22 protein-coding genes, 1 tRNA gene and 1 pseudogene are annotated in these 18,469 nt (G+C 64.2%); 7 read left to right on the top strand and 17 right to left on the bottom strand.

Annotation, left to right across the window (positions count from 1 at the left end; genetic code table 11):
* Nucleotides 1–73 precede the first annotated feature (73 nt).
* Nucleotides 74–2,185: pseudogene (locus tag GRX03_RS06050) on the top strand (phosphate acyltransferase).
* Between the two features lie 27 nt (nt 2,186–2,212).
* Here GRX03_RS06050 and GRX03_RS06045 read toward each other — a convergent pair.
* The 8 genes from GRX03_RS06045 to GRX03_RS06015 form a co-directional block, all read right to left on the bottom strand.
* A complete protein-coding gene (locus GRX03_RS06045) occupies nt 2,213–2,452 on the bottom strand; it encodes an amphi-Trp domain-containing protein (RefSeq protein ID WP_201289192.1) in 240 nt (79 codons plus the stop codon).
* Nucleotides 2,453–2,663: 211 nt separating this feature from the next.
* Nucleotides 2,664–3,731 carry a tyrosine-type recombinase/integrase gene (locus tag GRX03_RS06040; protein ID WP_368278091.1) on the bottom strand — a complete coding sequence of 356 codons (1,068 nt, stop codon included), beginning with the start codon at nt 3,729–3,731 and terminating at the stop codon, nt 2,664–2,666.
* Nucleotides 3,732–3,897: 166 nt separating this feature from the next.
* Nucleotides 3,898–4,065, bottom strand: a complete 168-nt coding sequence (locus GRX03_RS06035; RefSeq protein WP_159763314.1) for a hypothetical protein — start codon at nt 4,063–4,065, stop codon at nt 3,898–3,900.
* Nucleotides 4,058–4,180, bottom strand: coding sequence for a hypothetical protein (locus tag GRX03_RS16890; RefSeq protein WP_267902768.1), 123 nt, complete (start codon nt 4,178–4,180; stop codon nt 4,058–4,060). The genes GRX03_RS06035 and GRX03_RS16890 overlap by 8 nt, the downstream gene beginning before the upstream one ends.
* Nucleotides 4,177–4,419 (bottom strand): hypothetical protein, encoded by a 243-nt coding sequence (locus GRX03_RS06030; protein WP_159763313.1) that lies wholly within the window; start codon nt 4,417–4,419, stop codon nt 4,177–4,179. Before GRX03_RS06030 ends, GRX03_RS16890 begins: the two co-directional genes overlap by 4 nt.
* Before the next feature lie 177 nt (nt 4,420–4,596).
* A tRNA-Trp gene (locus GRX03_RS06025) sits at nt 4,597–4,773 on the bottom strand.
* A 47-nt stretch (nt 4,774–4,820) separates the two neighbouring features.
* Nucleotides 4,821–5,048, bottom strand: a complete 228-nt coding sequence (locus tag GRX03_RS06020; RefSeq protein WP_159763312.1) for a DUF5795 family protein — start codon at nt 5,046–5,048, stop codon at nt 4,821–4,823.
* A 41-nt stretch (nt 5,049–5,089) separates the two neighbouring features.
* The gene (locus GRX03_RS06015) at nt 5,090–5,992 is read right to left on the bottom strand and encodes a DUF5794 domain-containing protein (protein ID WP_159763311.1); all 903 of its coding nucleotides are present in this window, start codon (nt 5,990–5,992) and stop codon (nt 5,090–5,092) included.
* 476 nt (nt 5,993–6,468) lie between these two features.
* Here GRX03_RS06015 and guaB point away from each other — a divergent pair, with 476 nt between their 5' ends.
* Together guaB and GRX03_RS06005 are read left to right on the top strand one after the other, a co-directional pair.
* Nucleotides 6,469–7,953 carry an IMP dehydrogenase gene (gene guaB / locus GRX03_RS06010; protein ID WP_159763310.1) on the top strand — a complete coding sequence of 495 codons (1,485 nt, stop codon included), beginning with the start codon at nt 6,469–6,471 and terminating at the stop codon, nt 7,951–7,953.
* 41 nt (nt 7,954–7,994) lie between these two features.
* Nucleotides 7,995–8,432: a GNAT family N-acetyltransferase gene (locus GRX03_RS06005; protein ID WP_159763309.1), complete on the top strand. Its 438-nt coding sequence runs from the start codon at nt 7,995–7,997 to the stop codon at nt 8,430–8,432.
* Here GRX03_RS06005 and GRX03_RS06000 read toward each other — a convergent pair.
* On the bottom strand, nt 8,429–8,893 hold the full coding sequence (locus GRX03_RS06000) for an SHOCT domain-containing protein (protein WP_159763308.1): 465 nt from the start codon (nt 8,891–8,893) through the stop codon (nt 8,429–8,431). The genes GRX03_RS06005 and GRX03_RS06000 overlap by 4 nt on opposite strands.
* A gap of 124 nt (nt 8,894–9,017) precedes the next feature.
* On the opposite strand from GRX03_RS06000, the gene GRX03_RS05995 reads away from it, so the two are divergent.
* A complete protein-coding gene (locus GRX03_RS05995) occupies nt 9,018–9,791 on the top strand; it encodes a YihY/virulence factor BrkB family protein (protein ID WP_159763307.1) in 774 nt (257 codons plus the stop codon).
* A 24-nt stretch (nt 9,792–9,815) separates the two neighbouring features.
* On the opposite strand, the gene GRX03_RS05990 is transcribed toward GRX03_RS05995, so the two are convergent.
* A complete protein-coding gene (locus GRX03_RS05990) occupies nt 9,816–10,628 on the bottom strand; it encodes an ArsR/SmtB family transcription factor (RefSeq protein ID WP_159763306.1) in 813 nt (270 codons plus the stop codon).
* A gap of 240 nt (nt 10,629–10,868) precedes the next feature.
* Between GRX03_RS05990 and GRX03_RS05985 the strand changes: the two genes are divergently transcribed.
* Nucleotides 10,869–11,000 (top strand): ribbon-helix-helix domain-containing protein, encoded by a 132-nt coding sequence (locus GRX03_RS05985; RefSeq protein WP_159763305.1) that lies wholly within the window; start codon nt 10,869–10,871, stop codon nt 10,998–11,000.
* 51 nt (nt 11,001–11,051) lie between these two features.
* Nucleotides 11,052–12,218 carry a 3-dehydroquinate synthase II gene (locus GRX03_RS05980; protein WP_159763304.1) on the top strand — a complete coding sequence of 389 codons (1,167 nt, stop codon included), beginning with the start codon at nt 11,052–11,054 and terminating at the stop codon, nt 12,216–12,218.
* A 21-nt stretch (nt 12,219–12,239) separates the two neighbouring features.
* Here the strand turns inward: GRX03_RS05980 and GRX03_RS05975 are convergent, their stop codons facing one another.
* The 5 genes from GRX03_RS05975 to GRX03_RS05955 form a co-directional block, all read right to left on the bottom strand.
* Nucleotides 12,240–12,692 (bottom strand): hypothetical protein, encoded by a 453-nt coding sequence (locus GRX03_RS05975; protein WP_159763303.1) that lies wholly within the window; start codon nt 12,690–12,692, stop codon nt 12,240–12,242.
* Between the two features lie 85 nt (nt 12,693–12,777).
* Complete coding sequence (locus GRX03_RS05970; RefSeq protein WP_368278089.1) at nt 12,778–13,221, bottom strand: DUF7575 domain-containing protein; 444 nt, start codon at nt 13,219–13,221, stop codon at nt 12,778–12,780.
* 85 nt (nt 13,222–13,306) lie between these two features.
* Nucleotides 13,307–13,987 (bottom strand): type I 3-dehydroquinate dehydratase, encoded by a 681-nt coding sequence (locus tag GRX03_RS05965; RefSeq protein WP_159763302.1) that lies wholly within the window; start codon nt 13,985–13,987, stop codon nt 13,307–13,309.
* An 85-nt stretch (nt 13,988–14,072) separates the two neighbouring features.
* Nucleotides 14,073–14,345 carry a hypothetical protein gene (locus GRX03_RS05960; RefSeq protein ID WP_159763301.1) on the bottom strand — a complete coding sequence of 91 codons (273 nt, stop codon included), beginning with the start codon at nt 14,343–14,345 and terminating at the stop codon, nt 14,073–14,075.
* A gap of 41 nt (nt 14,346–14,386) precedes the next feature.
* Nucleotides 14,387–15,109, bottom strand: coding sequence for a DUF429 domain-containing protein (locus GRX03_RS05955; RefSeq protein WP_159763300.1), 723 nt, complete (start codon nt 15,107–15,109; stop codon nt 14,387–14,389).
* A 75-nt stretch (nt 15,110–15,184) separates the two neighbouring features.
* Here GRX03_RS05955 and GRX03_RS05950 point away from each other — a divergent pair, with 75 nt between their 5' ends.
* Nucleotides 15,185–16,267, top strand: coding sequence for a hypothetical protein (locus tag GRX03_RS05950; protein WP_159763299.1), 1,083 nt, complete (start codon nt 15,185–15,187; stop codon nt 16,265–16,267).
* Here GRX03_RS05950 and GRX03_RS05945 read toward each other — a convergent pair whose 3' ends face one another.
* Both GRX03_RS05945 and GRX03_RS05940 read right to left on the bottom strand, forming a co-directional pair.
* On the bottom strand, nt 16,268–17,146 hold the full coding sequence (locus GRX03_RS05945; protein WP_159763298.1) for a methyl-accepting chemotaxis protein: 879 nt from the start codon (nt 17,144–17,146) through the stop codon (nt 16,268–16,270).
* Between the two features lie 71 nt (nt 17,147–17,217).
* The gene (locus tag GRX03_RS05940; protein WP_159763297.1) at nt 17,218–18,183 is read right to left on the bottom strand and encodes a transcription initiation factor IIB; all 966 of its coding nucleotides are present in this window, start codon (nt 18,181–18,183) and stop codon (nt 17,218–17,220) included.
* Nucleotides 18,184–18,469 lie beyond the last annotated feature (286 nt).

The following is an 18,469-nucleotide window of genomic DNA, read 5'->3' as shown; positions in this document are numbered from 1 at the left end:
CCAGAACGAACTCAGCGGCTCCACTCAAGCAAAACGGGTGTCGCTTTATTATCACAGGAGTGGATACTCCGCTATGGAACTGAAAGAAGGCGCGTTAGGGTTTCATAGCAGTGATCTACCAGGAAAGATAGAGATTTCGACGACCAAGCCGACGGACACCCAGTGAGACCTCTCGCTGACGTATTCCTCCGGCGTCGCCGCCCCCTGTGAGCGAATCGCCGACGACACGGAACAGGCGTTCACGTATACTGCCAGAGGCGACCCCGTCGGCGTCGTCTCGAACGGTTCAGCAGTGTTGGGGCTGGGCGACATCGGACCCGAAGCATCTAAGCCTATGATGGAGGGTAAAGGCGTGCTCTTCAAATAATTCGCCGATATCGACATGTTCGAGTAGAAATAGAAGCGGACGACGCTGACGAAATGGTCCGTTTGACTGCGACGTCGGAGCCGACGTTCGGCGGAATCAACCTCAAGGACACCGCGCCCCCCGAGTGTTTCGAAGTCGAACGGTGTCTCTCCGACCAGTTAGATATCCTCGTGTCCCACGATGATCAGCACGACACTGCAATCATCTCCGACGCCGCGCTGCTCAACGCGGTCGATCTCGCTGAGAAGGATGTGTCGAATCTCGATGTGGCCTTCGCCGGGGCCGGTGCTGCCGCGACCGCTACCGCCAGATTCTACGTCTCGCTGGGGGTCCAACGGGAGAACATCACGACGTGTGACATCGACAGGATCCTGACAGAGCAGCGGGCTGAGACGGGAGATCTGAACGAATTCACCCGCGAGTTCGCCAGTAATCGACCGCCCAGTGATCTCGCCGACGCCATATCGGGCGCAAACGTCTTCGTTGGACCGTCGGTAAGATCGTCGACGAGGAGATGGTCCGCTCGATGGCCGACAATCCGATCATCTTCGCGATGGCGAACCCTGAACCGGAGATTGGCTACGGGCAGGCGAAGGCGGCCCGCGACGGCGTGATCACGGCGACGGGTCGGTCAGATTACCCGAATCAAGTCAACAACGTGTGGGCTTTCCGTTCCGTCCTGCGGTGCGCTGGACGTTCGAGCCACCGAGATCAACGAAGAGATGAAAGTCGCCAGGACCGAGGCGCTGGCCAAACTCCCTATGAAAGACGTTCCCGGCGCCGCCCGCAGATCGATCAACATCGATGCTTAGGTCGAGGAACTCGAAGCTCGCCTCGGCAAATCCCGCGAGATGAAACGCGTCTTCCTCAACAAAGCGAAAAGTGATCCGAAGCAAGTCGTGCTCGCGGAGGGCGACGACGAGAAGATGATCCGGGCCGCCTACCAGTTGATAGGCATCGCCGACCCTGTGCTCATCGGCTGTGCTCGTCGGCGAGCGGAGGGAAATATGTGCGCAGATGGAGCGACTCGGGCTGAGTTACAACCCCGAAATCGTCGATCCGGGTGAAGACAACTTCGATGCGTACACCGACCGCTTGTACGAACTCCGCAAGCGAAAGGGTGTGACCCGCCGTGAAGCCGACGATCTGATTCAGGCCAGCAACTACCTCGGCAGTGCGATGGTGGAGACCGCTGACGCCGACGCGCTGCTGACCGCCCTGACTCATCACTACCCCTCCGCACTCCGGCCGCCGCTGCAGGTGATCGGAACCGCTCCTGACGACAATTACGCGGCCGGCGTCTACATGCTCACTTTCCAAAACCGCGTGGTGTTCTGTGCCGACGCCACTGTGAACCAGAACCCAACGGCAGACGTGTTGGACGAAGTCACTCGCCACACCGCAGCCTCGCCAGACAGTTCAACGTTGAGCCGCGAGTGGCGCTGCTCTCGTACTCCAACTTCGGGACCGTCGACAACGACGGGACTCGAGAGCCATGCGAGGCCGCCCGTCGACTGCAGAAGGACGAGACGGCTGATTTCCCCGTTGACGGGGAGATGCAGGCAGACACCGCTATCGTCAACGAGATGCTTCCGGAACCTACGAGTTCGCCGAGCTAGACGACCCGGAGAATGTGCTCGTTTTCCCGAACCTCGAAGTTGGCAACATCGGCTACAAACACCTCCACCGACTAGGTGATGCCGACGCCGTCGGACCGATACTCGTTGGGATGGATAAGCCGGTCACGTCTCCCAGCGTGGCAACGAGATGAGGGACATCGTGAACCTCGCCGGAGTGGCTGTCGTCGACGCGCAGTAGGGGTGATCAGGAGAGCCAGACAGGCGGTCACCGAGGTTTCCAGTCGATCTCGATTCTGACGGTTTCATGGTTCCCGCGGAACCGCGACTGTTTCTTGATCACGTCGATTTTGTACCCGACTGTTTCCGGCGGAGTGAGTACCATGTCCTTGTTGCCAACACTGACGGTCACGTTCTCCCCAGCCCTGAGTTCCTCCGTGAGATCCGTCAGCCGATCGGCGACAGCATCTCTGTCGAGTTTCTCAGCGTTCGTCGTTTGATCCGGCACACACAATGGGAAGGAGACTCCCGTCGTCGTTATGGGTGACTTACAGCGCAGAACATGTGTATTGCTCTCGCTGGTTTGTGTCCCAATCCATCTCGTGTTATACTTTCCGCCCACAGTAGTTCGCGGCAGAAGTTAGTGGGCTCGGAGGGAACGCCGTAGCTGACGTTTTGCAGCACTGTACTCGGGTGTTCTGAGTTTCTGATATCTCGGGTCATGAATCGTTGTCTTCCTCGTTGTTGTCGATGTCGAGAGCCGTCTCCGCGGCTCGTCGTCGCTCCTCGAACTCCTCGCGGCCGGTCGCCTGATCGTAATGCTTCCGAATCACCGACGGACTCGCGTTCACCCGCTCGGCGACGATCTCGATATCCAGCCCGCGGTTCAGTTGCCATGTGATGCTACCCGTTCGGACTCGGTGCGGCGACCTCGACGACGGGCACTTACTCAAGTGTGTCCGCTGGGTCCACTCACAGGACTCGCGGCGGCGACTGTGGGGGCACTCGTCCCACAGGCACGGCTGCGTAGCCTGATAGGACCACGCCCGGACCGTCGAGAACGACGGGCGGCCCTGTCTCGCGCAGAACAGCGGTTCTCGGCCGTGCTCGTCGCGCTTGTCGTACCGCTCGCGGTCGATGTAGACATTCAGCGCCTCACAGACCGGATCGGCCAGTCCGACCAGTCTCTCGCCGTCCGTCTTGTTCTTCAGCGGCGTGTCCGTGCTCGGCCGGTGGACGAACTCGACGTACTGCTCGTCCGGGTTGTAGTCGCCGAGATCGAGGGCGAGAAGGCTACCCATCCGAGCGCCGGTGTGCCAAGCGATTTCGAGGAAGGCATGCATCGGTTTCCCGAAGTAGATTCGAGAGTCGCGGAAGAACGACAGCGCCGCGAGTGCATCCTCCTCGGCGAGTCGTTCCTCACTCTGCTCCTGCTCGGCCGAGAGCGTCGGCACGTCGATACTCTCGGGTAGCTCCTCGTCGACAGCGCCGATGTTCGCGCAGTACTCCAGGAAGACCGACAGCGTCGATAGGCGGCCCTTGATCGTCGTCGGGGCCGCGCCCTGCTCGCGCTGGTACATGTCGTACTCGTCGATGTGCCACGCGGTCAGCTCGCCAATCGTCTCGATGCCCTGCTGGTCGCACCAGCCGGCGAACTGGCCAAGACGACTCCGGTACGAGCGAAGTGTTCGGTCGGCAGCGTCGGTCCTGCGCTTGCGGATGAACCGATCAACAGCCTTCGAGATCGGCATGTCTTCGGGGCCGGAGTCTGCGGCTGTCGGGGTCACGCCTGACCACCTCGCACACCGCCGTCTCGACGACCGACAACGCCGGTTACGAGATCGTCTCGTTCGTCTGCTCGGGCGGCAGTCCCTTCCGCCAAGTGCGATCTCACGGGACCAAAGCAAACGCTCGTCCCGGTCTCTGTGTTGATGAGAACGGCGTAGTAGCCCTTCATGCTGTCACCTCGCGTAGCGACTGCTGGCCGGTCTGGGTCGGGCTGATCCCGTGCTCGTCGGTCCAGACCGAGAGCACGGCGGCCCGGTGCTCGGTCAGCGCGTGAGTGTACAGGCCGGTTGGCGTCTCGTACTCGCGGCCGCAGTAGGGACAGCACTCAGACATCGACAGTTACCCCCTGCGCGTCGAGTGCGTCCTGTGCGGCCGTCTGAACGCGCTCGATGATATCCTCGGGCGTGTCCGGCTCGTAGTCGAAAAGACCCGTCTGCGAGGCCGTCACGTCCACCACCTCCGCGAAAGGTGCGTCTGCCGAACGTCGCCGAGCGCCCGGACGGCTCGCTCGTCCTGCTCGTCGTCGAACCAGACCATGCGCTCGGCGTCGTTGATCCAGCCGCCCCGATTTCGCTCGGTCTGCGCCCGCTGCCACGACTGGCCCATCTCGAAGCCGTCGGGGAAGGTGAGCGGGCTGGTCGTCGTTTCGATGGTGGCGGTGTCCGGGGTCGACTCGTCGGTACTCACGGCCGACACACCCCCTTAGTCTGCGCTGGACAGGGTTGCCCCTCGGTTTCGATGGTCTTACCGCAGTAACGGCAGTGATCCGGGTCGAAGGGGATGGATTCGATACTCACGCGGACCACCCCCTGAACCGCTGGACGAACCTGTTGGTAAAACCCTGCGTAAGGTTGAAGAACGGAATGGGCTCGGAGGGATTTGAACCCCCGATCGGCTGATATCTCCGGTGTGTGCCTCGGAACTCCAGAGGGTCATCAGCGCGGTCGGTGATCAGCCGTCCGCTCAGTATATCAGCTGGAGTTTCGTCCCTGGCACGTAGCCTCTGGAGTCAGCCGCCTTCCCGGACTAGGCCACGAGCCCGCAGACACACGTTGGGTAAGTTCTCCTAAATGGATTTCGGTTGCGGGTCAGTCCCGGTCCGTCTCGCTCCAGTCACACTCCTGGCACTTCCAGCCGGTGACGAACTCCATCGCCGACGGCATGTACCCGACCTCCAGCACGTCGCCGCCGCAGTCGGGACACGTGCGGTCGGCGTCGGAGATGGGTTCCGCGTCCATCACGTCGTCGCCTTCGATGAGTTCCGCGAGCTTGTTGGGAGTGACCATACGCCCCTGCACAACGCGATTGTCGGCCATATCTGTACCTGGCACTCCCGGTCCTAAGAGTTGGCGCTCGCTCACAGCCAGGGGAGCCGTTCCTGCCGCTCGTCGGGCTCCGGATCTGGTGCCTGGGTCTGCTCGCTCGGATCGGACGGGGTGGTCGTGTCGAGGCCCTGTTCCTGTCCGCCGTCGGACATCGCCGCCGTGATGTCGATGTCGTCGGGGTGGTAGACCGCGTCCCGTTCGCGTGCACTGCCGGGGTCGAACGCCAGCACTGCCGTCACGACGAGGACGAGCAGCGCGACGGGGGCCTCGCTCGGGAGGACACCGAGCACCGACAGCGAGAGCACGCCGAGGGCGACGGCGCTCCCGAACCGGAACCGGTCGAGTTCGACGGCGTTGCGCAGCCACGGGCTGGTCAGTGCCAACACGAGGGCGAACCCGACGCCGACGCCGGCAGCGCCCATCGCGCGCGCAATCAGCAACGGCTCGGTCTGGACGGTGAACGCGACGTTCGACGGGGAGAGACTCGCGACGAGACCGAGCAGGATGATGATCCCCGGGCCGGGAAGGTACTCCCCGACGCGGGAACTCGCCGTCGACGCCGCGACCGAGAGGATCACCAGCGCCGCGAAGCGCTCGAAGACGGCGATATCGAGCATCGTCGCCAGCGTCGGGGCGAGCGCGGCCTGTATCGCCGCTCCGGTGACGAGAACGGCCCCGACCGTCAGCACGATTTTGGCCTGTTCGCGCGGGCTCTCGTCCATCTCGGCGAGGATCACCGCGACCATCGCGCTCCCGCCGAAGACCAGCAGTCCGACCTCGACGATGCCGACGATGGTATCCAGCGCGCCGCCGAGAACGAGCGCGACGAAGACGCCGTCGAACAGCGGCAGCGCCATCACGATGGCGAGCAGCCGAGTCGAACTGCTCACCCACCGCTCGACGTTGAGCGCACGCGGGTGTCTGGAGCTACTCATACGCTATCGGCGGCCCTCACCCGTAGCCGTGGGTACTCTCCGCCCCCGGCGCGGGCTCCGGGGCCGTCCGCGCTGCGACCGGTGGACGACTGCCACCACGCCCCGAAATTCGGCCACTCCGTTGTGAAATTGTGTCCCACTGTGAATCTCTTCGGCACGCTGTACGCGAAACTCGTCTGCTGGGCGCTCCCTCCGCTGGTGGGACGAACGGAGTACATGTTTCATTATATTGTTTTACCGGTTAAAATGATTGCGTGAGAAGCGGACACACACGCCACGAACCGACGCCAACAGTTGGCATTCGTTGGTCAGTTCGGGGTAATTGTGTACAGACTCGTGCAATGTAGCTCCGTAACTGTGGGTTAATACCATACACCGTTGGTGGCTGCTGGCGTGCGGTTTGCCCACACTCGACCGAGATCCCGAACTGCAGTCCATCTCGCAACGTTTTTCAGCGCCGGAGTCGGACGGCTTACATGGCGAACAATTCCGAGCCTTTCTCAGAGAAACTCCGGGTTCCGGAGGCGCTGACGTTCGACGACGTACTCCTGCGTCCGAAGGAGAGCGCTATCGAACCCGACGAAGCCGATACGACGACTCGCGTCTCGAAGAACGTCCGACTCAACATCCCCGTGTTGTCGGCGGCGATGGACACCGTCACGGAAAGTGAGATGGCCATCGAGATGGCCCGCCACGGCGGTCTCGGGGTCCTCCACCGGAACATGGACATCGAGACGATGGTCGCCGAAATCGAGCGCATCAAACAGGCCGACGAACTCATCATCCGCGATGTCGTGACGGCCGATCCCGAACAGACCGTCAGAGAGGTCGACCAGATGATGAACGAGGCGGGCGTCTCCGGAGCACCGGTCGTCGACGACGAGGACAACGTCCTCGGGATCATCTCCGGGACGGACATCCGGCCGTACCTCGAAGTCGGCGAGAGCGACGAGGTCCGGGAGGCGATGACCGACGAGGTCATCACGGCTGGCGAGGACGTAAGCCCCCGTGAGGCGCTGGAACTGATGTACGAGCACAAAATCGAGCGGGTCCCCATCGTCGACGAGGACAACCGCCTCACCGGCCTGATGACGATGGCGGGTATCCTCCAGCGCCGCGAGTACGACAACGCGGTCCGGGACCACGACGGCCACCTCCGCGCCGGCGCGGCAGTCGGTCCCTTCGAGATGGACCGCGCTCAGGCCGCCGACGACGCGGGTGTCGACGTGCTCTTCATCGACTGTGCACACGCGCACAACGCGAACGTCATCGAGAGCGCTCGCGAGATCAAAGCGGAGGTCGATGCTGATGTCGTCGTCGGGAACATCGGGACCCGAGAGGCCGCCGAGGACGTCATCGATTTCGCAGACGGCGTCAAGGTCGGCATCGGCCCGGGATCGATCTGTACGACCCGAGTCGTCACCGGGGCCGGGATGCCCCAGATCACCGCCATCGCGCAGGTCGCCGACGTGGCCGACCAGCACGACGTGCCGGTGATCGCAGACGGCGGTATCCGGTACTCCGGCGACGCGATCAAGGCCATCGCCGCGGGCGCGGACGCCGTGATGATGGGGTCGTACTTTGCGGGGACCGACGAAGCGCCCGGCCGCGTCATCACGATGAACGGCAAGAAGTACAAGCAGTACCGCGGAATGGGCAGCGTCGGCGCGATGCAGTCCGGCGGCGGCGACCGCTATCTCAAAGACGAGGACGAGGACGAGGAGTTCGTCCCCGAAGGTGTCGAGGCGGCGACCCCCTACAAGGGAACTCTGGAGTCCGAACTCCGTCAACTCGTCGGCGGCATGCAGTCCGGGATGGGTTACGTCGGCGCGGAATCGATTCCGGTGTTCAAGGAACGCGCGGAGTTCGTCCGCGTCTCCTCGGCCGGCCAGCAGGAGAGTCACCCACACGACGTCGTCATCACCGACGAGGCGCCGAACTACAGCCCCGACGAAAACTGACTGCGTAAGAGTCAGTGTACTCCGGGCAGTAGCCCGGCACAATGTCGTATCACGTTCGACGGATTCCGGGCGCAGGGAGTCTCGAAGACGCGTTTGCGGTACGCCGCGCTGTTTTCATCGACGAACAGGACGTCGACGAAGCCCTCGAAATGGACGGCAAAGACGAGGACGCAGTACATTTCGTGATCATCGACGCCGACAGCGACACCGCCGCCGGCACCGCCCGATTCCGGGTTCCGGACGACGAGTACGGCAAACCCGAACGGGTCGCGGTCCGTAAAGAGTACCGCGGCAACGGACTGGGCCGTCGACTCATGGCACTGATCGAATCGGAAGCCCGTACGCAGGGCTGTCAGCGCACGCGCCTGCACGCACAGAAGCAGGTCGTCGAGTTCTACAGAAACCTGGGGTACGAGGTGACGAGCGACGAGTTCGAGGAGGCCGGCATCGTCCACGTCGAGATGGAGAAACCACTCTAATTCCGCTCTGTCTCGCGATTCGAGAGCCGTTCTGCGGTCCGACTGTCCCGTGCCGTGGCCGACGATTCGTCGGTCGATTCCGTTCGGGGCGAGCGCCGTTCGACGTCTTCGAGCGTCTCCGTTTCGAGGAGCCGTTCGAGTTTTCGCTCGAACTGATCTTCCGTGAGTTCGCCGTCCGCGTACCGCTGCCGGAGTCGCTGTAACGCCTCGTCCGTGCTCTCACTCTCCGCGGTCTGCTGTGTCCCGGCGGAGCCGCTGTCCGCCGTCGACGACTCCTCGTCCTCCTCGAACAGCATCGAGACGATAGGGACGACGGCGATATATCCGAACAGCATCACGGCGAGCCAGAGTTCGCTCGAAAAATCGAGCATCAAAAGCGCCAGCCACGTCCCGGTCACGACGACGGCGGCGATTCCGGACGCGTTCTCGGACGCGCGCGTGCGAATCGATGTGTCAACCATCTCGATTGACCCTATCTGCGTATCGATTACCGACCACTATAGTACTGTGGGAGATACGACCGGCTTATTTCCGATAGGTGCCACCTTCTCATACCGATCCGGCGGGTAGCCTGCCCAACAGACGATGGACCGGACACAGGCCGTTGGACTGCTCCGCCGAATCGTTGCCCTGGCCGTCCGCCGGGACATCTCGTTTCTCGCCGGGAGTATCGCCTTCTTCGCCTTTCTCTCGCTCATCCCGGCGACGCTTTTGATCGTCGCTGTCGGCTCGCTGATCGGCGGGGAACAGTTCGCCGCTCGCGTAGTCGGCACGGTCGGGCAGTATCTCTCGGCGGAGGGCAGCGCGATCCTCACCGCCGCGCTGACCGACGCCAGCGGCCTCGCCCGAATCTCTCTCGTCGGTGCGTTGCTGTTGCTGTGGAGCACGCTGAAGGTGATCCGCGCAATCGACATCGCGTTCGACAAGATCTACCGACTCGACGGATCGACGCCGCTGCTCGAACAGATCCAGAACGGACTCGTCGTGCTGGTCGTCATCAGCGTCGGAGCGGCCGGACTGGGGGCCGCTCAGGTCGTCATCGGCAGGCTCACTGCCGGACCGGTCCCCCGCGTCATCGGCTGGCTGTTCGTACTCTCCAGTCTCGGAACTATCCTCCTCCCGTTGTACTACCTGTTACCGCCGGTCCGGCGACCCGTCCTCGACGTTCTGCCGGGAACCGCCGTCGCCGTGATCGGGCTGGTGGTGCTGCGACAGTCCTTCGAGCTATACGCCGTCCGGGCCGGACAGTACCAGGCCTACGGCGCTATCGGTGCCGTCGTACTCTTCTTGCTGTGGCTGTACTTCGGCGCCTTGATCCTGGTCGTCGGTGCCGTAGTCAACGCCGCGATTGCGGAGTGACCTCCCTCCGGGTGGGCCGATCCGTCACTCCGGGCTTCCGTACCAGATCCACAGCGCCGTGAGGACGAACAGTCCGCCGCAGAAAAACGCGAGTCCAGCCGCCAGCGCCGGGTCGATCCCCATCAGATCGGCTGACGAGGAGACAGTCTCGTTCGAGAGCTGTGTCGCGTTCCCGCCGTCGGTAACCAACAGCGGGGATTCAGTCAGGTTCTGGTCGAGGACGACGTCGGTCTCGTTGCCGTCGAGGATGGTCTCGTTGGCTGTCGGCTCCTCGGAGGCGATTCCGATCTCGTTACCACCGGGCTCCGGCTGTTGGCTCGGGTCGACCGTCCGTACGCCGACTTCCTCGCCGCCCTCCGTTTTGAGGTCGTCGACGGTCGTCGGCTCCGGTTCCGTGTAGAGCTTGCTTGCGGCCCAGGCGACCAGCAGACTGGTCGGTGCGAGCACGCCTGCGACACCCACGAGGCGGTTGAATATCGACCGGATCGACCGTTCCTTGTCCTGGCCAGCGAACAGGACGAGCGCCTCGTCGGTCGGTGCGTACACGTCCATCTCCGAGCCACGCTCGGAGTACCACGTATCGACCGCCTCGATCAGATCTACGTCTTCGAGCTTGTTGAGGTGATACTGGACGTTCTGCACCGAGGTCTCTGTCGCGTCCGCGAGATCGGACGCCGTCTGTGGCTGGTCGTGCAAGGCGAGAAAGATCTCTCTGGTCGTACTCGCAGAGAGCGCCTCGAAAATCTCGTCGGCGGCGTCGTCCTCGAGGTCGAGGAGGCGGGGACCGCCCTGCTCGTCTCGGCTCACTGTCTCCCGTAACGGGAAGATACTACTCATGGCTCGTGTCTCCGGCTACAACAGCCGTATAAAAAACAGTACCTGCGGGACAAATGGCTCTTTTAGCCGCGTCCGAGTCCGGAATCGGTCGGTGTAACAGGTCTTTGAGCCGACGGACGTGGATCAAATACTCGCTGAACGGGCCGGACTTCGGCGCGATGAACAAAGCGTGCTCGCGGCGTCAGCCGCGTGTCAGACGGCCACAGAAAGCTTATTTTTGTCGCTGTCGACGGCGATAGTATGACCACGAGCGACCACGTCGAACTCGACGTCGAGTTCCCCGAGGAGTTGTTGGCGGAGTTAGACGAGTACCGGGCCAGTCGGGGCTACCCGTCCCGGTCAGCGGTCGTGACAGCGGCCCTGGAAGAGTAGTCGTCGTGGTAATCCGCCACGTTCAAGCCACACCGACGCGAGCGTATCCACATGACACGTGCTGTCTGGCTCAAGGCCGACGACGAGGTCGGTGACTGGGAGCAACGGAAACGGCGGATCACCGCCGGCCTGGAGGCCGGCGTCGACTGGGTGCTCGTCGACCAGTCGGACGTCGAACGCGTCCGCGAACTCGGTGAGGTGAACGTGGCGGCGTTCGCCGGTGGTGACGTCCACGTCATGGAAGCCGAGGAGGACACCGTCGAACCCGACGCCACGATCGTCGGCAAGGACGGCGAGGGCGACGGCACCGTCGATCTCCCGTCGGATTACTCCGGTTCGGCCGATCTCTCGGCGCTGCGCCGGGACGACGGGATGGACTACGGCGGCTACGTCCGGATCCTCGACACCGAATACGAGACCTTCGCCGAGGAGGTGGCCCGCGAGGCCGAGTACACCATCATCATCGGCAGCGACTGGCAGATCATTCCGCTGGAGAACCTGATCGCCCGCATCGGCGAGGAGACCGAACTGATCGCGGGGGTCCGGACCGCCGAGGAGGCCCGAACCGCGTACGAAACGCTGGAACTCGGGGCCGACGCGGTCTTACTCGACACCGACGACCCCGACGAGATCCGCAGGACGGTCGAGGTCCGCGACGAGGTCGACCGGGAGACGCTGGATCTGGAGTACGCCGAGGTGACGACCATCGAACAGACCGGCTCGGCCGACCGGGTCTGCATCGACACCGGGTCGCTGATGGATCACGACGAGGGGATGCTCGTCGGGTCGATGTCCCGCGGGCTGTTTTTCGTCCACGCGGAAACCGCGGAGTCGCCGTACGTGGCCTCGCGGCCGTTCCGCGTCAACGCCGGCGCCGTCCACGCATACGTCAGATCCCCCGGCGGCGAGACGAGCTACCTCTCCGAGCTACAAAGCGGCGACGAGGTCCAGATTGTCGACATCGACGGCAACACCCGCGAGGCCATCGTCGGCCGCTCGAAAATCGAGAAACGGCCGATGTTCCGGGTCCAGGCGGAGACCGCGGACGGCGACCGGATCGAGACGCTGATCCAAAACGCCGAGACGATCAAGCTCCGGACCCGCGACGGCCGGACGGCGGTGACGGACCTCGAAGCCGGCGACGACGTGCTCATCTACTACGAGGACACCGCCCGGCACTTCGGCGAGGCCGTCGACGAGAGCATCATCGAGAAGTAGACCGACTGCGCCAGACGCCCGTCACTCCTCGGCTCTCGACAGCACGGACACCGGATTTCCGACGCCGACCAACACACAGCCCAGCAGCGCCAGGTACGTGAACACCCCCCAGACGGGGACGGCTATCAGCCACGGGGCCAGTTGGACGCCGACAGCCCCGGCGACGAGCACGATGCACAGACCGGCCAGCGGGACCCCGCGTTGTTCCCACACTCCGAGCGCCCGGGACGGATACCGGAGAAAGACCGCTTCGAGCGCCACAGCTACGGCGACCCCGCCGAGAGCTCCCGCCGGAGCGAACAACTGATCGGCGGTTTCTGTCAGCACCGCGAACCCGACGAGAACGACGAGTCCACAGATCGCGAGCAGTCCGTCGCGGTACTCGGGACGCACGGCCTGTGGTTCGAGGGCCGACAGCAAGACTGTTGGGGCGCCGTGGGAGTCCGCACAGAGCATGTCGACTGTCGCGTTCACGGCCGGCGGCGACCGCCCCGATACGAATCGAGAGCCGGGGCTGTACGTCAATCCGACGGGATGAATATACCCGAGAGAGAACTGTTCACTCGTCGCCGTCGGCTCGGATTTCGGTCGTACACCAGTGACAGAAGTCGATGTCCTGATCGAGTTCCTTCCCGCAGTTCGGGCACTGTTGGGGAGATTCGCCGGCCGCGACCCGCTCGGAGCGTTCGAGTAGCTCGTTGCGGCGCAGCGCCATCAGATACACGTCGACGATACAGAGCGCGAGCACACCCGAGAGGAGGACAATCGACTCGAACGGCAACGACTGAAACGGCGCGAGCAGGGCCTCGGTCGAAAGCGAGTCCGGCCAGTTCTCACCGGGGACCGCGAGAACGAGTCCGAGTGCCGTCAGTCCGGCCCACAGGGCTGCCCGCCCCCACAGTCGCAGATAGAGGTGCCCGAGTCCGGGCACGAACATCGTCAACACGACGGCGAACCACGGCCGCTTGCGGGAGTAGCCGGGGTCGGTGTCCTCGGTTGCCACTACCTACTATGGGACTGCCCTCGGTGTTCAATCTTCCGTCGTCGTGCTGGCGCTCTCTGAGCGGCTTAGCGGAGCTCAAAACGTGTTACTCGTCGTCCTGCAGTGCCTCGACGAGCGAGCGAAGCCGTTCGAGGTGGTACTGGCCGGGCGCGGTCGCCTCGTCGGGATCGACCGGCGCGTAGCCGATCCGCGACCCGTACAGCGGCGCGACGGCCCGGGAGTGTCGGCCCGCCTCGCCCATCGCCATCGTCGCGACGGTCTCTCCGGCCTGACTCAGTTCGTGGGTGGCCGCCAGCAGGTCCAACACGTCCGACCGGGAGTGTGCGGTGACCGCGAGCTTTCCGATATCGCCGTGTGTGCACGCCGTTTCCAGTTTCGCTTCGAATTCCTCTCGGGGCGGTGTCACCTCGAAATCGTGGACGGAGACGATGACCGACACGTCCGTTCCCTCGGCGGCCTCGATCACGGGCGCACACTCCTCGACGGCGGCGAGTTCGACATCGACGGCGGCCACTGCGGGTTCGTCGACGGCCCGGGCCAGTCGGTCGATCCGGTCCGCGGTGTCCGGAGACTCCCCGCCCTCCCACTCGACGCGGTCGGTGACGATCAGCGGCAGGTCCCCGTCGTACGCCGCCAGCCCCTCGAAGCCGTTCTCCGCGAGATCCATGCGGTACTCGACGGCGTCGGCGGCCTCCCGCGCCGCCGGCTCCTCGCTCAGGTCGGCCGTGCTGGCCGCGAGTACGAACTCCTCGAAGGAGAGTGTCATACCTGTCCTACTCGCGAGCGTCCTAAAAGTGGTGCCGATTCGGCCGGGAACCCGGAGCTGTTGATCTGCCGGTTCGGAGGGGCGCTTAGGCCTCTTCAATCTCGAAGTCCTCGATTGATCTCCCTTCACGGACGACGCCGTTGCTCACCAGAAACTTCTCCGCGCGGCTCAGTTTCTCCCAGTTCAGATGCTCCGGCGGCGTCTCCTCGAAGGCGCGGTACTGCTCGAACACGTCGTCGTTGATGAAGCGGGCGAACTCGTCGCACTCCCCGCAGGTGATCGAGAGATGCGAGACGTCGAAGTCCCGCGTCACAGTCCACTCAAGACAGTTCGAGCATCGGTACGTCCGCTCTGTCATAGACGTTCAAGGGGCGCGAGCAAAATGAGTGTGTGGTTCGGCTACTCCGCCGGCCGGTAGACGATCTCCATGGGGAGTCCTGTCTCGTCGCGTTCCGGCGCCTCGGGCAAGGTCCGGAGTCCGCTCTCGTCGCCGCGGGCAGTGAGCGCGACGGCGAAGGCGTCGATCAGATCGTCCGTCGAGAACTCGCCGTCGTAGGACTGCTCGGTTGCGGCCCAGATGTGGTCGTACACCGCCGGTTCCCGCGACCGCAGGACGTTCACCCGTTCCCAGTATGCCCGTCGCGGGTCAGCGGTCTTGGAGTACCGCATCGGCCGCCCGGCGAAAGCCCAGAAACAGACTTCCGGGTGACACTCCCGGAGTCGGTCGCGGGCGGCCGACGAGTCCCGGAGCAGGTCGTCGGCCTCGGCGATCTTCGGCGCGATTCCCCAGCTCTGTCGGTTGAGACTGCCGTCTGTCCGGGCCTCCTGGGTGGCTTTTGCGGCCTCGTAACTCTTCTCGTGGGCGGCCGCACGGATCGGTGTCGGGAAGACGCTGTTGTGCCGATGCGGGCTGAGTCGTTCCCGGGCGGCCGTATCGCAGGCGCGCGGCTCGCTCGATTCGGTCCGCAGTCCGATCGGCACGTCGACCAGAATCCGTTCGGCGTCGCGGTTGGCCCCCCAGAGCGCTCGAAGCGTCCGATGGAACTCCGCACCCTCGAACTCGTCTTCGGAGTATGCGACCGCGATCCAGCCGTCGGGACAGCCGTCGACACCGAGATACATACCCCCGCGTTGGACTGTGTGGGTTTCACCGCTTCGATGGCTACGCTCATGAGTCTCTGGTCCCCAGTGCGAATAATGGCCGAGAGGGCGCTGCTCGCAACCCGTGAGGGCTCGCTGACGCCGGGGTTCGAGCGCATCGTCTCTGCGTCCTCCGAGGTCGTCGAGTCGCTGGTCCGCGACCGGCCGGCGGACAACCGGTATCACCTCCCACCCGGACTGGTCGAGAGTCTCAGCGAGCGGATCGAACAGGACGACATCACGCGGGTCGCAGTCGACGGCATCGCCCACGAGGGACAGATGGTCGACCTCACGTCGGCACTCCCCGACGTGACGGTCCGCGACCGGCGCGGCGTCGTCTGGGAACGGCTCTCCGAAGGGGGCAACCCCGTCGCGGCGGCCCGGCTGACGCTCCGGGACAATCGCATCGACCGTCGTCGCGCCCGCCGCAGACGGCGTGACCAGCAGACGACAGCGCCGGCCGGCGAGGACGGCGCAGTCGCGGAAGCGGAACGCGCCTGCGACCGCGCCGCCGAGCGACTCACGCAGCGTCAGGAGACACAGCGTCGTCAGATCTCGGAGAGCTACACTGGCGTCGACGCGTACGTCACCGTCCTCAGTTCCGTCCCCGAGTCGGCCGACTGTTGGGCCGGGCTGACCGGTGAGGCGGAGTCGACCGGACCCCTCCGTCCGGCGACGCCGACAACCGCGACGACGACGGTCGGGCCGCACGAACTCGCGGTGACGGACACGCCGGGGCTGTTCGCCGGCGGGCCGGAGTGGCTCCGGACGGCAACTCCGGGGACGATGGCCGCCGTCGAGCGAGCAGACGTGGTGCTCACCGTCGGGGATGTCGGGGGGCTACCGGGGCAGAGCGACTTCGACGGCACCCGTCTGCGGGTTCCCTCTCGCGGCTTCGACGACCCCCCGGAAGAGCTCCGGGCGCGGCTCCGATCCGTCCTGCCTACGAGCGAACTGGCGGTCAGGCTGCCGTACACCGACGACGGACAGGCGGTGCTGTCGTGGCTGTACGACCGAACGTCGGTTCGAGAACTCGAATACGGGGAGGACATCTACGTACGGGTGGAGTGTCCGGAGACGGCGACAGAGTCGGTCGAGCGACGTGTGCAGCAGGTCGGCGGTTCGTCCGTCCGTCCGTAGCTACCGCTCGTTGACCATCAACTGGAGCTGTTCGATCATCGCGGTCTGCTGGCGGTTCGCGTCGGCGATGTCGCTGATCTCCTCGGCGACCTCGGCGGCGTTCGCCGCGGTCGTGTCGATCATACTCGCCACCTGCTCGGTGCTAGAGGCCTGATCGTCGGTCGCCGCGGCGACCTCCTCGGCGCCCTGTGCGGCCTCGCTGACGGCCTCGTCGATCCGCTTGAGGATATCGACCGCCTCGTCGACCTGTGCGATTCCGTGCTCGACCTGCTCGCTGGCGTCGTCGAGGCTCTCGACAGTCTCCCGCATGTCCTGTTTGATGTTCGAGACCAGGGTTTCGATCTCGGAGGCGTTTTCCTGAGACTCCTCGGCCAGTGACTTCACCTCGTCGGCGACGACGGCGAAGCCCTCGCCGGCCTCGCCGGCCCGGGCGGCCTCGATGGAGGCGTTCAGCGCGAGCATGTTCGTCTGGTCTGCGATCTCGTTGATCACGTCGACGATCTCGTCGATCTCGTCGATCCGCTCGCGGAGTTGTTCGACATCCCTGGAGACGGCGGTGTTGGCCTCGTCGACTGACTCCATCGCCTCGATTGCGTCGTCAGCGATCCCGCGTCCCTCGTCGGCCAGCGCGCGGGCGTCGTTGCTGACCGCCTTGACCTGGTTCGCGCTCGATGCGACCTCCTCCACGGTCGCCGAGAGATTCGCGACCTCACTGGAGACGTCCTGCATGGTTTCGGACTGTTCGTCCGCGAGGTCGCTGATCTGTTCGGTGCTGGTCGCAACTTCCTCGGAGGTCGACAGCAGTTCGTCGATCGCCTGCCCGAGTTCCGCGTCGTCGATATCCGCAGTGCTCCCGCTCGTACCGGAATCAGAGGCCATGTTTCAGGTCCGCGAGCGGAACAGAATAAGTGTACTGTTACAGTTATCAGCGGTGAATACTCCCCGCGGAATCAGGCGATCGGAATGTCCTGCTCGGCTTCGAGCAGTTCGTGATAGCGGTTCCGGATCGTCACCTCGGAGATGTCTGCGACCTCGCTGACCGCGGCCTGTGTCGTCTTCTCGTTTGTCAGCAGCGCGGCGGCGTAGACCGCAGCGGCGGCCAGTCCGACCGGCGACTTACCGGAGTGGACGCCTTTCTCCTTGGCGTTCTGGAGCAGTTCGCGGGCGCGGCGCTCGGCTTCCTCCGAGAGGCCCAGCGACGAGGCGAACCGCGGGACGTAGCTCTCGGGATCGGCCGGCTGGACCTCCAGTCCGAGTTCCCGGACGACGTAGCGGTAGGTCCGGGCGATCTCGCTTTTCTCGACGCGAGACACGTCGGTGATCTCGTCGAGCGAGCGGGGGACGCCCGCCTGCCGGGCGGCCGCGTACACGGAGGCCGTCGAGACGCCCTCGATGGAGCGGCCGGGCAGCAGGTTCTCGTCCAGCGCTCGCCGGTAGATGACGCTCGCGGTCTCGCGGACGTTCTCCGGGAGCCCCAGCGCGGAGGCCATCCGGTCGATCTCACCCAGCGCCTGCTTGAGATTCCGTTCCTTGGAGTCACGGGTGCGGAACCGCTCGTTCCACTTCCGGAGTCGCTGCATCTTCTTTCGCTGTTTGCCCGACAGCGCGTTGCCGTAGGCGTCTTTGTCCCGCCAGTCGATGTTCGTCGACAGCCCCTTGTCGTGCATCATGTTCGTCGTCGGCGCGCCGACGCGGGACTTCTCGTCTTTCTCCTTGGCGTCGAAGGCGCGCCACTCCGGACCCCGGTCGACGGAGTCCTCCTCGATGACCAGCCCGCAGTCCTGGCAGACCGTCTCGCCGTGTTCGTCGTCAGCGACGACGGCGCCGCCACACTCGGGACAGTCGAGGGACTGGTCGGTCTGCTCGTTCGTCTGTTCCTGTTCTGTCGTTCGTGTCCGCGTATTTGGATTACTCATTGGTAGAGATAGTCGGGTCGAACCGCCGGAACACCCGACGCAATAGCTAAATATCCGTTCGTCCGAAAGATATTTAAAAATACCGGAATCCGGAGAACACACCGACTATCAGCCGCCGATGCCCGTATCTCTCCAGTTGTTCGTTCTGATTTTTAAATGTAAGCAGTTCTTGGTGTCGGGGGAGTCGGAGACACGGCGGCGGAGCCGAGCGATTTCGGGCGCGCGTGTCCCGGACTACCACGACACGAGAGGGGATCACTTACGTACAGGGGGCGAGACAGCAGGG

This window comes from Halovenus carboxidivorans, from assembly GCF_009831575.1.
GTDB classification, from domain to species: domain Archaea; phylum Halobacteriota; class Halobacteria; order Halobacteriales; family Haloarculaceae; genus Halovenus; species Halovenus carboxidivorans.
The sequence above is the reverse complement of the archived record's forward strand: the minus strand, read 5'-3'. Positions and strand labels throughout refer to the sequence as shown.